General features: G+C 66.2%; 10 protein-coding genes and 7 tRNA genes. All 17 read left to right on the top strand.

The features are described from left to right. Positions 1-12: 12 nt before the first annotated feature. Positions 13-1,224: a tryptophan synthase subunit beta gene (trpB, locus tag M0L44_RS05580; protein ID WP_252768670.1), complete on the top strand. Its 1,212-nt coding sequence runs from the start codon at positions 13-15 to the stop codon at positions 1,222-1,224. Further along, positions 1,221-2,033 (top strand): tryptophan synthase subunit alpha, encoded by an 813-nt coding sequence (trpA, locus tag M0L44_RS05575; protein WP_252768669.1) that lies wholly within the window; start codon positions 1,221-1,223, stop codon positions 2,031-2,033. Before trpB ends, trpA begins: the two co-directional genes overlap by 4 nt. A gap of 31 nt (positions 2,034-2,064) precedes the next feature. Beyond that, positions 2,065-2,937 (top strand): acetyl-CoA carboxylase, carboxyltransferase subunit beta, encoded by an 873-nt coding sequence (gene accD / locus M0L44_RS05570; protein WP_252768668.1) that lies wholly within the window; start codon positions 2,065-2,067, stop codon positions 2,935-2,937. Between the two features lie 74 nt (positions 2,938-3,011). After that, positions 3,012-4,304 carry a bifunctional tetrahydrofolate synthase/dihydrofolate synthase gene (folC, locus tag M0L44_RS05565; protein ID WP_252768667.1) on the top strand — a complete coding sequence of 431 codons (1,293 nt, stop codon included), beginning with the start codon at positions 3,012-3,014 and terminating at the stop codon, positions 4,302-4,304. A 74-nt stretch (positions 4,305-4,378) separates the two neighbouring features. Beyond that, entirely contained in the window at positions 4,379-5,317 is a 939-nt protein-coding gene (locus M0L44_RS05560; RefSeq protein WP_252768666.1) for an SPOR domain-containing protein, read from the top strand. A gap of 7 nt (positions 5,318-5,324) precedes the next feature. Then, positions 5,325-5,858, top strand: a complete 534-nt coding sequence (locus M0L44_RS05555) for a CvpA family protein (protein WP_252768665.1) — start codon at positions 5,325-5,327, stop codon at positions 5,856-5,858. Between the two features lie 13 nt (positions 5,859-5,871). Beyond that, a complete protein-coding gene (purF, locus tag M0L44_RS05550) occupies positions 5,872-7,395 on the top strand; it encodes an amidophosphoribosyltransferase (RefSeq protein WP_252768664.1) in 1,524 nt (507 codons plus the stop codon). Next, the gene (locus M0L44_RS05545; protein WP_252768663.1) at positions 7,392-8,621 is read left to right on the top strand and encodes an O-succinylhomoserine sulfhydrylase; all 1,230 of its coding nucleotides are present in this window, start codon (positions 7,392-7,394) and stop codon (positions 8,619-8,621) included. Before purF ends, M0L44_RS05545 begins: the two co-directional genes overlap by 4 nt. An 8-nt stretch (positions 8,622-8,629) precedes the next feature. Further along, positions 8,630-10,024 carry a glutamate--tRNA ligase gene (gene gltX / locus M0L44_RS05540; protein ID WP_252768662.1) on the top strand — a complete coding sequence of 465 codons (1,395 nt, stop codon included), beginning with the start codon at positions 8,630-8,632 and terminating at the stop codon, positions 10,022-10,024. Between the two features lie 96 nt (positions 10,025-10,120). Beyond that, a tRNA-Ala gene (locus M0L44_RS05535) sits at positions 10,121-10,196 on the top strand. A gap of 33 nt (positions 10,197-10,229) precedes the next feature. Next, positions 10,230-10,305 (top strand) — tRNA-Glu (locus tag M0L44_RS05530). Between the two features lie 68 nt (positions 10,306-10,373). Further along, positions 10,374-10,450: transfer RNA gene (locus M0L44_RS05525), tRNA-Asp, on the top strand. A gap of 68 nt (positions 10,451-10,518) precedes the next feature. Next, a tRNA-Ala gene (locus M0L44_RS05520) sits at positions 10,519-10,594 on the top strand. Positions 10,595-10,620: 26 nt separating this feature from the next. After that, a tRNA-Glu gene (locus tag M0L44_RS05515) sits at positions 10,621-10,696 on the top strand. A gap of 69 nt (positions 10,697-10,765) precedes the next feature. After that, positions 10,766-10,842, top strand: a tRNA-Asp gene (locus tag M0L44_RS05510). A 97-nt stretch (positions 10,843-10,939) separates the two neighbouring features. After that, positions 10,940-11,016, top strand: a tRNA-Asp gene (locus M0L44_RS05505). Between the two features lie 373 nt (positions 11,017-11,389). Further along, positions 11,390-13,532: beta strand repeat-containing protein (locus tag M0L44_RS05500; RefSeq protein WP_252768661.1), on the top strand; the 2,143-nt coding region annotated here is incomplete at its 3' end.

Raw genomic sequence — 13,532 nt, 5'->3', positions numbered from 1 at the left:
GATTCTTTGACCATGTTCGAGTACCACCAGCCCGATGCGTCGGGCCACTTCGGGCCGTATGGCGGTCGCTTCGTTTCCGAGACGCTGACCCATGCGCTCGACGAGCTGCAGGCCGCCTACGAGCACTACCGCCAGGACCCGGAGTTCCAGCGCGAGTACGCCTACGAGCTCAAGCACTTCGTCGGCCGGCCCAGCCCGATCTACCACGCCGCGCGCCTGTCGCGCGAGGTGGGGGGGGCGCAGATCTACCTCAAGCGCGAAGACCTGAACCACACCGGCGCCCACAAGGTGAACAACACCATCGGCCAGGCCCTGCTGGCCCGCCGCATGGGCAAGCCCCGGGTGATCGCCGAAACCGGTGCCGGCCAGCACGGCGTGGCCACGGCCACCGTGTGTGCGCGCTACGGCATGGAGTGCGTGGTCTACATGGGCTCCGAGGACGTCAAGCGGCAAAGCCCCAACGTCTACCGCATGCACCTGCTGGGCGCCAAGGTGGTGCCGGTGGAAAGCGGCAGCAAGACCCTGAAGGACGCGCTCAACGAGGCGCTGCGCGACTGGGTCGCCAACGTCGAGAACACCTTCTACATCATCGGCACGGTGGCCGGCCCGGCCCCGTACCCGGCCATGGTGCGCGACTTCCAGCGCATCATCGGTGACGAGTGCCTGGTGCAGATGCCCGAGATGCTGGGGGGCGACCGCCAGCCCGATGCCGTGGTCGCGGCCGTGGGCGGCGGCAGCAACGCCATGGGCATCTTCTACCCCTACATCCCGCATGAGAACGTGCGCCTGATCGGCGTCGAGGCGGCGGGCCTGGGCCTGGAGAGCGGCAAGCACGCCGCCAGCATCTCCGCCGGCACGCCGGGGGTGCTGCACGGCAACCGCACCTACCTGATGCAGGACGACAACGGCCAGATCATCGAGACGCACTCGGTGTCGGCCGGCCTGGACTATCCCGGCGTCGGTCCCGAACACGCCTATCTGCACGACATCGGCCGGGCCGAATATGTCGGCTGCACCGACGACGAGGCGCTGACCGCCTTCCACCGCCTGTGCCGCACCGAGGGCATCATCCCGGCGCTGGAGTCCAGCCACGCCGTGGCGCATGCCATGAAGCTGGCCGCCACCATGCGGCCGGACCAGCATGTGCTGGTCAACCTCTCCGGTCGGGGCGACAAGGACATCAACACCGTCGCGAAGCTGGCGGGCCTGGAGGGCATCGCATGAGCCGGATCGCCACCACCTTCGAGAAGCTCGGCGCCTCGGGCCGCAAGGCGCTGATTCCTTATATTTGTGCGGGCGACCCGTTGGCCGACGGCACGGTGGACCTGATGCACGCGCTGGTTGCCGGCGGTGCGGACGTGATCGAGCTGGGCGTGCCCTTTTCGGACCCGATGGCCGACGGCCCGGTGATCCAGAAGGCGGCCGAGCGCGCGCTGGCCAAGGGCATCGGCATGGTGCAGGTGCTGGACATGGTCCGCGCGTTCCGCCAGAAAGACGCCACCACGCCCGTCGTGCTGATGGGCTACGCCAACCCGGTGGAGCGCTACGACCAGAAGCACGGCGCCGACGCCTTCGTGAAGGATGCCGCGGCGGCTGGTGTGGACGGGGTGCTGATCGTCGACTATCCGCCCGAGGAATGCGTCGAGTTCGCGGCCAAGCTGAAGGCGCACGGGCTGGATCTCATCTTCCTGCTGGCCCCCACCTCCACCGAGGCCCGCATGGCCCAGGTGGGGAAGATCGCCACCGGCTACGTTTACTACGTCTCGCTCAAGGGCGTGACCGGCGCGGGCAACCTCGACACCGCCGCGGTGGCCGAGGCCGTGCCGCGCATTCAGCAGCACGTCAAGGTGCCGGTGGGTGTGGGCTTTGGTATCCGGGACGCCGCCTCGGCCCAGGCCGTGGGCCGGGTGTCCGATGGCGTGGTCATCGGCTCGCGGCTGATCCAGCTGATCGAGAACGAATCCCGCGAACGGGTACCGGCCATCGCGACTGCTTTTCTGCGGGATATCCGCAATGCACTGGATGCGCTATAAACGCGCGTCGTTTTGAAAGGAGCCTTGATCCATGAGCTGGCTTGAAAAACTGCTGCCGCCGAAGATTCAGCACACCGACCCGAGCGAACGGCGCTCGGTCCCGGAAGGCCTGTGGATCAAGTGCCCCTCCTGCGAGTCGGTGCTCTACAAGACCGACCTGGAAGGCAACCAGAACGTCTGCCCCAAGTGCAGCCATCACCACCGCATCGGTGCGCGTGCGCGTTTGGATGCCTTCCTGGATGCCGAAGGGCGCTACGAGATCGGCCAGGAAGTGCTGCCGGTCGATGCCTTGAAGTTCAAGGACAGCAAAAAGTACCCGGAGCGGCTGAAGGCGGCGCTGGAGTCCACCGGCGAGACCGATGCCCTGATCGTGATGGGCGGCTCGGTCATGAGCGTGCCGGTGGTCACCGCCTGCTTCGAGTTCGACTTCCTGGGCGGCTCGATGGGCTCCGTGGTGGGCGAGCGCTTCGTCCGCGGCGTGGAGGCCGCCATCGAGCAGAAGGTGCCCTTCATCAGCTTTGCTGCCAGCGGCGGTGCCCGCATGCAGGAAGGCCTGCTGAGCCTGATGCAGATGGCCAAGACCAACGCGGCCCTGACCTACTTGGCCAAGGCCAAGCTGCCCTACATCAGCGTGCTGACCGACCCGACCATGGGGGGGGTTTCGGCCAGCTTCGCCTTCGTGGGCGATGTGGTGATTGCCGAGCCCAAGGCCCTGATCGGCTTTGCCGGCCCCCGCGTGATCGAGAACACCGTGCGCGAGAAGCTGCCCGAAGGCTTCCAGCGCGCCGAGTTCCTGGTGACCAAGGGTGCGATCGACATGATCGTGGACCGCCGTCAGCTGCGCCATACCATTGCTCACCAGCTGGCCATGCTGCAGCGTCAGAGCGCCGACGCCGTCGCCTGAGTATCCTCTCGGTCTTTCGATGCGCCCCGGCCCGCGCGCAGCGGTCCGGGGCGTTGCATTTGAAGAGTCCTGACGTGTCCTTGCCTGTTTTCCTCGACGACTGGCTCGCCCATTGCGAGCGCCTGCACCCCAAGACCATCGACATGACGCTGGACCGCGTGGCGGCGGTCAAGGCGCGCATGGGGCTGCATTTCGACTGTCCGGTGATCGCCGTGGCGGGCACCAACGGCAAGGGCTCCACCTGCGCGATGATCGACAGCATCGCCCGGGCCGCGGGCTGGCGGGTGGGGCTGTACAGCAAGCCCCATCTGGTCCACTTCGAGGAGCGTTGCCGCATCAACGGCGAAGAAATCACCGCCGAGGCCCTGGCGCCGCATTTCGCGGCGGTGGAGGCGGCCCGTGGCGACACCACGCTGACCTACTTCGAGTTCACCACGCTCGCGATCGCCCGAGCCCTGGCCACGGCCGGGCTGGATCTGGTGATCCTGGAAGTCGGTCTGGGCGGCCGTCTCGACGCCGTGAACGCTTTCGATGCCGATTGCAGTGTCATCACCAGCGTGGACATCGACCATGTCGAGTACCTGGGGTCGGACCGTGAGAGCATCGGCCGCGAGAAGGCGGGCATCCTGCGGGCCGGCCGTCCGGCCATCATCGCCGACCCGGTGCCGCCGGCCAGCGTCATCGCCGCAGGCGAAGCCCTGGGAGCTGACCTGTGGCTGGTGGGGCGCGACTTCAACCAGCAGGGCGACCGCCAGCAGTGGTCCTGGAGCGGCCGCGGGCGGCGCTACCACGCGCTGTCCTATCCGGCGCTGCGGGGCGCCAACCAGTTGCTCAACGCCTCCGGGGCGATCGCTGCCCTGGAGAGCCTGCGCGACCGCGTGCCGGTGAATGCCCAGGCGGTGCGGGTGGGCCTGGCCACGGTGGAGCTGCCCGGGCGCTTCCAGATCGTTCCGGGCCAGCCGACCCTGGTGCTGGACGTGGCCCACAACGCCCAGTCGGTGGGGGCGCTGGCGCTGAACCTGGATCAGATGGGCTTTTATCCCCGCACCATCGCCGTGCTGGGGGCGATGCATGACAAGGATCTGGCCTCGTTGGTCGCCCGCCTGGCGCCCCTGGTGGACGTCTGGCATGTGACCGATCTGCCTTTGCCGCGTGCGGCGACGGCGACCCAACTGGCCGAGGTGGTGCGCGCGGCGGCACCGAAGGCGCCGCCGGCCGAGTGTCACGCCGACCCGGCCAGCGCCCTGGCCGCCGCCCTGAAGGGGGCGGACCCGGCTGATAGAATCGTGGTCTTCGGTTCGTTCTACACCGTGGGCGGCGTGCTGAAAGAGGGATTGCCTCGCCTGGGGGCACCTCATCAGGCGTGACGGCTGGTTGCCGAGCTTGAGCAACCGACGGCTCCCACCCGCCTGCCCGGCCCCAACGCACGCAGCTGCCACGCATGGGATTGCTCTCCAAGTTCAAGATCCGCCGCTCTGACAAACCCGCTCCGCGAGGCGCGGCGTCCGACCCCGCCGAGCAGGTGCGCGAAGTGCGGGTCAAGGCCCGTCGGCGCCTGATCGGCGTCACGCTGCTGCTGGTGGCCGGGATCATCGGTTTTCCGCTGTTGTTCGAGACGCAGCCGCGCCCCATCCCGGTCGACATTCCGATCGAGATTCCTTCGCGTGACGGGGCCGCACCGCTGCATGTGCCTGCGCCGGAAGCCTCTTCTGCCCGCTCCACCGTGGTGGCACCGCCACCCGTCGAGCCCACGGGCAGCGATGCGGGTGCCGACGAGGTGATCGAGCCCACGGTGCCTGCGTCGGCTCCTGCTGCAGTGCTTGCGCCGGTGCCCGTCCCCAAGCCCGAGGTGAGGAAAGCCGAGCCCAAGATCGAGCAGAAGACCGCGGCTGTTGCTGTACCCAAGGCCGCCGAGCCAGCGCACGACAAGAAGCCGGACAGTCGCAGCAGCGACAAGGCCCCTGATGCGCACAAGGATGGCGGCAAGACCGCCTCGGCGGACACCGCCAAGCCCAAGGACAGCAAGCCGACAGACACCAAGCCGGCCAAGTCCTCGGCCGCCAGCAAGCCGACCGACGCCAAGCCCGCGGACACCAAATCCACCGATGCCAAGCCGGCCGAGGCCAAGGTCACCGACAGCAAGTCCGATGAAGGGCGCTTCGTGGTCCAGATCGGTGCATTCGCAGAGGCCAGCAGCGCGCGCGATGCGCGCGGCAAGGTCGAGCTGCTGGGGCTGTCCACTTACACCCAGGTGATCGAGTCGTCCTCGGGGCGGCGCATCCGGGTGCGGGTGGGGCCTTTCACGACCAAGGCCGAGGCTGACAAGGCCGCGGCGAAGATCAAGACGGCTGGCCTGCAGGCCGCCGTGCTGAAGCTCTGAGCAGGCCATGGCCTGGTCGAACAACCTGACCCCGCTGGACGCGGTGCTGTTGGCACTGCTGCTGCTGTCCGTGGTCATCGGGGTCTGGCGCGGGCTGGTGTTCGAGGTGCTGTCGCTGGCCGGCTGGGTCGCTGCCTGGTGGGTGGCCAGTCATGGGGCCGAGACGGCCGGCCAACTGGTCCATTTGGGCGAGGAGGGCAGTGCCCTGCGCCTGGGCGGTGGATTCCTGCTGGCCTTCGCGGTGGTGCTGCTGGCCTGGGGCCTGGCGGCCCGCCTGATCAAGATGCTGATTGCTGCTACACCGCTGACCGTGCCGGACCGTGTTCTCGGCGGCGGCTTCGGCCTGCTGCGTGGTGTGTTGCTGCTGCTGTTGCTGGTCACCGCCGTGGGTTGGACGCCCCTGGCCGGGTCGGGCGGCTGGCGGGCTTCCCGCGTGGTGGCCTGGACCCTGATCCTGCACCAGGCCCTCGAGCCCTGGCTGCCCCAACCGTCGCGGGCGACGTCGCCCGGAACGCGCTTCCTGAATCTCTCCTCCTCTTGAACGGACTCCTCCCATGTGCGGCATCGTCGGCGTGATCTCCAACCAGCCGGTCAACCAACTCATCTATGACGCGCTGCTGCTGCTGCAGCACCGCGGACAGGATGCAGCCGGCATCGTCACCATGCAGGGCACCAAGTGCTACATGCACAAGGCCCGTGGCATGGTGCGGGACGTCTTCCGCACCCGCAACATGCGGGGCCTGCCGGGCAATGTCGGCCTGGGCCAGGTGCGCTATCCCACGGCTGGCAACGCCTACAGCGAGGAGGAGGCCCAGCCCTTCTACGTCAACGCGCCCTTCGGCATCGTGCTGGTGCACAACGGCAACCTGACCAACGCCCATGCCTTGAAGAAGGAGCTGTTCGACATCGACCGCCGCCACATCAACACCGAGAGCGACACCGAGGTGCTGATCAACATCCTGGCGCACGAACTGGAGCAGAAGGCCCGTGACCTGCCGTTGACGCCCGAGGAGGTCTTCAAGGCCGTGGCGGCCGTGCACAAGCGCATCAAGGGTTCCTATGCGGTCATCGCGCTGATCGCCGGCTACGGCCTGCTGGCCTTCCGCGATCCCTACGGCATCCGTCCGCTGTGCCTGGGCACCATCGACACCCCCGAAGGGCAGGAGGTGATGGTGGCCAGCGAGTCCGTCACGCTGGAAGGCACCGGCCACAAGATCCTGCGTGACGTGGCGCCGGGCGAGGCCGTCTTCATCGACATGAAGGGCCAGATCCACAGCCGCCAGTGCGCCGAGAACCCGACGCTCAACCCCTGCATGTTCGAGTTCGTCTACCTGGCCCGCCCGGATTCGGTGATGGACGGTGTGTCGGTGTACCAGGCCCGCCTGAACATGGGCGAGACCCTGGCTCAGCGCGTGATCTCCACGATGCCGCCCTCCGAGATCGACGTGGTGATTCCGATCCCGGAATCCAGCCGTCCGTCGGCCATGCAGCTGGCGCAGAAGATCGGCAAGCCCTACCGCGAGGGCTTCGTGAAGAACCGCTATGTCGGCCGTACCTTCATCATGCCGGGGCAGGCGGTGCGCAAGAAGAGCGTGCGCCAGAAGCTCAACGCCATTGGCGTGGAGTTCAAGGGTCGCAACGTGCTGTTGGTGGATGACTCCATCGTGCGAGGCACCACCTCCAAGGAGATCGTGCAGATGGCGCGCGAGGCAGGGGCCAACAAGGTCTACATGGCCTCGGCGGCGCCGCCGGTGCGTTACCCCAACGTCTATGGCATCGACATGCCGACGCAGGAGGAGCTGGTGGCCCACAACCGCACCATGGAGGAAATCCGCCAGTTCATCGGTGCCGACGCGCTGATCTACCAGGACGTCGATGCGATGAAGCGTGTCGTGCATGCTCTCAACCCGTCGCTCAAGGGCTTCGAGGCCTCCTGCTTCGACGGCCGCTATGTGACGGGCGATGTGTCGATCGAGGATTTCGCGACGATGAAGGCGCAACGTGCCTCCCAGCCCGAGGAGGAGGATGGCCCGGCGCGTACCCGTCTGGCGCTGCAGAGCGGGGAGGATGCGCAATGAGCGAGAAGAAGCGTCTGCCCCATGTCGAGTTGCCTGAAGGCGTGGGCCTGTCCACGCGGGCCCTGCGCGAGGGCCTGCCGCCTTCGCAATGGGGCGAGAACTCCGAGGCCCTGTACCTGACCAGCAGCTTCGTCTATCCGGATGCGGCCACGGCCGCCCGCCGCTTCGCCGATGAGGAGGAGGCCTTCACCTACAGCCGCTTCTCCAATCCGACGGTGATGATGATGGAGCGCCGCCTGGCCGCGCTGGAAGGCACCAGCGGTTGCATTGCCACGGCCAGCGGCATGGGCGCCATCACGTTGCTGGCCATGGGCCTGCTGAAGGCCGGTGACCACGTCATCTGCTCGCGAAGCGTCTTCGGGTCCACCATCAAGTTGCTGGGGGACATCTTCGGTCGCTTCGGCGTCGAATCCAGTTTTGTCTCGCAGACCGATGTGGCCGAGTGGCGCGCTGCCTTGCGGCCGACCACGCGCCTGCTGTTTGCTGAGTCACCGACCAACCCGCTGACCGAGGTCTGCGATATTGCTGCACTGGCCGAGGTGGCGCATGGCGCGGGGGCCTGGCTGGCCGTGGACAACTGTTTCTGCTCGCCAGCCCTGCAGCAGCCCGCCAAGTGGGGGGCGGACTTCATCATTCATTCGGGCACCAAGTACCTGGATGGCCAGGGCCGCGTGATTGCGGGCGCCGTCTGCGGTCCGGAGGAACTGATCCAGTCCAAGCTGCTGCCGGTGCAGCGCTCGGCGGGGTTGACGCTCTCGCCCTTCAATGCCTGGGTGGTGCTCAAGGGCATGGAGACCCTGGTGGTGCGCATGAAGGCCCAGAGCGCCAACGCGCTGGCCGTGGCCCAGTGGCTGGAGGCCCATCCCGCCGTGGCGCGGGTGCACTACCCTGGCCTGGCCTCGCATCCCCAGCACGCGCTCGCGATGAAGCAGCAGTCCGGCCTGGGGGCCGCCGTGGTGTCCTTCGAAGTCAAGGGCAACAGCCCCGAGCAGTTGCGTGCCCAGGCCTTCGCGGTGCTGGACGCGGCCCAGGTGTGCTCGCGCACCACCAACCTGGGTGACACCAAGACCACCATCAGCCACCCGGCCACCACCTCGCACGGGCGCCTGTCCGAGGCCCAGCGCCAGGCTGCCGGCATCGGCCAGGGCCTGATCCGCCTGGCTGTGGGCCTGGACGATGTGGCCGACATCACCGCCGACCTGGCGCGTGGCCTCGATTCCCTGTGAACTTTTCCATGACTCAGAAGATCCGCACCCGCATCGCCCCGTCGCCGACGGGCTTCCTGCACCTGGGCACGGCCCGCACGGCCCTGTTCTCCTGGGCCTTCGCCCGTCACTTCGGCGGGGACTTCGTGCTGCGCATCGAAGACACCGACGTGGCCCGTTCGACCCAGGCCTCGGTCGAGCAGATCCTGCAGGCCATGCACTGGCTGGGCCTGGATTACGACGAGGGCCCGTTCTACCAGATGCAACGCCTGGAGCGTTACCAGGCTGTGGTCGAGCAGATGCTGGCGGCCGGCACCGCCTACCGCTGCTACTGCACGCCCGAAGAGCTGGACGCGATGCGCGAGGCCCAGAAGGCCCGTGGCGAGAAGACCGGCTACGACGGCCGCTGGCGTCCCGAGCCGGGCAAGGTGCTGCCCCCCGTGCCCGACGGCGTGAAGCCGGTGGTGCGCTTCCGCAATCCGGCGGAGGGCGACGTGACCTGGAACGACCTGGTCAAGGGCCCGATCACCATCAACAACCGCGAGATCGATGATCTGATCATCCTGCGGCCCGATGGTGTGCCGACCTACAACTTCGCCGTGGTGGTGGACGACTGGGACATGGCCATCACCCACGTCTTCCGTGGCGACGAGCACGTCAACAACACGCCCTGGCAGATCAACATCTTCCGCGCGCTGGGTGCGCCGCTGCCGCAGTTCGGCCATGTGCCGGTCATCCTGGGCGACGACGGTCTGAAGCTGTCCAAGCGCCGTGGCGCGGTGAGTGTCACCGCCTACGAGGAGATGGGCTACCTGCCCGAAGCCATGCTGAACTACTTGGCCCGCCTGGGCTGGAGCCACGGCGACGACGAGCTGTTCAGCCGCGAGCAGCTGGTGAGCTGGTTTGATGGCGAGCACCTGTCCAAGAGCCCGGCCCAATGGGATGCCGCCAAGCTGGCCTGGGTCAACGCCCAGTACCTGAAGCAGGCGGACGACGCTCGCCTGGCCACGCTGGCCACGGCGCAGCTCCGCCGCAAGGGCGTGGCCGCGTCCGATGCCCAGGTGACCCCGGCCCATTGCGCGCTGTTCAAGGACCGCTGCACCACCACCGCCGATCTGGCCGACTGGCTGGCCATGTACTTCGCGCCGGTCACGCCCTCGCCCGAGGAACAGGCCCAGCACGTCACCGAGGCGGTGAAGCCTGCGCTGCTGGCTCTGGCTGCCCGTCTGGCGACGGTGGACTGGGAGAAGGCTGCGATCAACCAGGCCATCAAGGACACCATTGCCGAACACGGCCTGAAGATGCCCCAACTGGCGATTCCGGTGCGCGTGCTGGTGTGCGGCCGGGCACAGACGCCCTCGGTCGACGCTGTGCTGTCGCTGTTCGATCGAAAAATTGTCATCGACCGCTTGCAAGCTCTTTGAAAAGCGGTATATACTTTTGGTCTTGCTTGAACGGCGTAACCGATTCAGCAAATCAAGCGACAGATGCAGATTGCAGAAGTTGATTGATGCGCGAATGGGGGTATAGCTCAGCTGGGAGAGCGCTTGCATGGCATGCAAGAGGTCAGCGGTTCGATCCCGCTTACCTCCACCAAAATCTGGTGGCGTCGTGATGGCAACAACCTTGGCGCCCTTCGTCTAGAGGCCTAGGACACCACCCTTTCACGGTGGTTACAGGGGTTCGAATCCCCTAGGGCGTACCAGTCACACTGGTCAGGTTCGCAGAAGCCTGGAGTCGTCGGTAACGCGGCTTGAAGTTCAGCACCACTGCGGAGTGGTAGTTCAGTTGGTTAGAATACCGGCCTGTCACGCCGGGGGTCGCGGGTTCGAGTCCCGTCCACTCCGCCATCGAACAGCAGCGCCTGCTGGAAGAGATTCCTGCAGGCGTTTCAAATTCGATGTCGTCATCGACCCGTGGGGGTATAGCTCAGCTGGGAGAGCGCTTGCATGGCATGCAAGAGGTCAGCGGTTCGATCCCGCTTACCTCCACCACCTTCGATGGCAACAACGGGTTTTAGGCGCCCTTCGTCTAGAGGCCTAGGACACCACCCTTTCACGGTGGTTACAGGGGTTCGAATCCCCTAGGGCGTACCAGTCACACTGGTCAGGTGGTCGGCACCTGGGTGGACATCGCAACGATGTTGCCAAAGCCGGCACCACTGCGGAGTGGTAGTTCAGTTGGTTAGAATACCGGCCTGTCACGCCGGGGGTCGCGGGTTCGAGTCCCGTCCACTCCGCCACCCCTCTTATTCTCCTGTTCCTCTTGTCCAGAGGCTTTGAATACAAGCCTTTCATCGGCATATGCAGGGGGTCGAATCCCTTGAGAGATACCACTGCGGAGTGGTAGTTCAGTTGGTTAGAATACCGGCCTGTCACGCCGGGGGTCGCGGGTTCGAGTCCCGTCCACTCCGCCAAAACAGCGAACGCCTTGTAGTGCCGAAAGTTTCGGTGACTGCAAGGCGTTTTTGCTTTGGGATGCCAACTCCGCTCAGCTGGCGAAACGGAACGATTTTTTGATCGAGATGACTTTTCCACAAGGCATTCTCGAGAACAACGTCATGCTTTCTGTGCTCCCCTAAGTCTTGTTAACAGGCCTTGGACATGCTGTTTTTGTCCAATGAAAGCCTGTCCATCACCAGGCTTCATGGCTAACATGGCGAACAGACCTCAGCCAAGCAATGTCCATGCCTTGGCTACGGGTCTGTTTCAGGACGAGCGCTTGCCGGTAAACCAGCACGCCCGCAGGGCTTGATCGCCCGAGCTCCCTCCGGTTCAAGGAAACCACAGATGTCCAAGTTGCGCCTTCGAATCACTTCCGCCAACGGAAGTGTGCAAAACATTGCACTCGACCAGCGAGTGGTGGTCCCGACCGAGCCCGGTGTCACCTACGCGGTGGTGGATGACGAGAGCGGGCAACCGGGCAAGGACCTCGTCCTGAAGAAGCAAGGCGATGCGTTGATCATCGAGGAGAAGGGGCAGGAGGTCGTCGAGCTGGATCACTACTACAGCCAGAGCGAGCATCCGGCTTTTGTCGATGTGGGGAGCAAGGACAGCGTGGGCCAGGCGGTCTTGGTCAGCCCAGCAACGCCCGAGAGCGAAGGCAGTCATGTCGTGTGGCACGCCGAGGGGATCACCACGGGCTCGGCGGGGGGCTCGGAGGTGTCGCCTCTGTGGTATGCCGCGGGCGGGCTTGGGGGCGTGGCCCTGGCGACATCCGGTGGCGGGGGCGGTTCGGGGGGGAGCGCAACTCCGGCGGTGTCCACCGTCGTGGCCAGTGTGGTTGGCGGTCCGGCTGTGGCGGGCAACGACCTTCAGGCCACCCTCTATGCAGCGGATGGCAAGACCGTGCTGGGCACCGGCTCCGTCCATGCCGATGGCACCGTCACCGTGTCGGTTGGCGGCTACACCGGGGTGGTCATCGTCAAGGTCGAGAGCCTGGGCGGTCATGCTGACTACATCGATGAGACGACCGGTCTGGGCAAGGACCTGGGCACGACCGTTCTCTACAGCACGGGTGTCGTCACCGCGTCGGGCAGCACCCTCAACCTCAACGTGAACGTGCTCACGTCGCTGGCTTACCACGAGGCGGCGTCTGCCGTTGGCGCGAGCCAGTCTCTGGATGCCACGACGGTGAGCAATACCAATGCGGCCATCGCTCACGCCTTCGGGCTGACAGACCTGACTGGTGGTGCGATCCAGACCACCGTCGACAGCGCCGGCCATGCGCAAACTCCGAACACCTACGGCCAGCTGCTCGCGGCGCTGTCCGGGATGGACCAGAACAATGGCGGCAACACCCAGACCACCATCGAGAGTCTGGTGGCTGGCACCAGCATCAGCGGTACCGGTGCCAGTCTGAGCATTGCTGTGCAGCAGCGCCTGATCGAAGGCGCCAACTCAGCCGACCCCACCCATAGCAGCGGGCTGGTGGATGCCGTTTCTAACGCGACGACTCAGACCTCGGCCAGCCTGACCATCGGTGCTGTTGCCGGCGACAACATCATCACGGCCAGCGAGCAAGGGACCACGATCAGCGGCACGAACGAAGCCGGCGCCGCGGTCGAGCTGAGTTTGGGGGGCAACACCCGTGTAGCCACCGTGACCGGCACCACCTGGTCTTACACCCTGACGGCCGCCGACATCGCCGCCATGGGGCAGGGGAGTGAAGCTCTCATCGTGACGGGCGCGCTCGGCGGCACGACGGTCCAGGCGGTGCGTGGCATCTATATCGATACGCTCCTGCCAAACACTCCGAGTTTCTCGGGCAACAACCTGACCACCGACAGCACCCCAGCACTGAGCGGGACAGCCGACGCGGGCACCACCGTCACGATGGTCATCGGGGGGGCAACCTACATCACCACCGCAGACGCCAGCGGGCACTGGGCGGTGGACACGGGCACCGCTGCCCCAGTCAGCGGCATCTACACCCCGCTTGCTGAAGGCGGAAACACCGTCACGGTGACCAGCACCGATACCGTCGGCAACAGCGCCAGCGCCACGACCACGTTGACCCTTGATACCACGGCACCCAGCGCGCCGGGGCTCTCGTTGACGACCGACACAGGCAGCAGTGCCTCGGATCACATCACCAGCAATGGCGCACTGACCCTGAGCGGCGTCGAGGCCGGTGCCACCGTCCAGTACAGCACCGACGGCAGCACCTGGAGCGCCAGCTTCACGCCGGTCGAAGGCAGCAACACCGTGTACGTGCGCCAGACGGATGCGGCGGGCAATGTCTCGGCGGTCAGCACCGCCTACACCTTCACGCTGGACACTGCCGCGCCCAGCGCACCGGGGCTCTCGCTGACGACCGACACAGGCAGCAGTGCCTCGGATCACATCACCAGCAATGGCGCACTGACCCTGAGCGGCGTCGAGGCCGGTGCCACCGTCCAGTACAGCACCGACGGCAGCACCTGGAGCGCCA

Origin of the sequence: Ideonella oryzae, from assembly GCF_024055665.1 — a bacterium.
Lineage (GTDB): Bacteria > Pseudomonadota > Gammaproteobacteria > Burkholderiales > Burkholderiaceae_C > Ideonella > Ideonella oryzae.
Note: the sequence above shows the minus strand (reverse complement) of the source record. Positions and strands in the feature narration are given on the sequence as shown.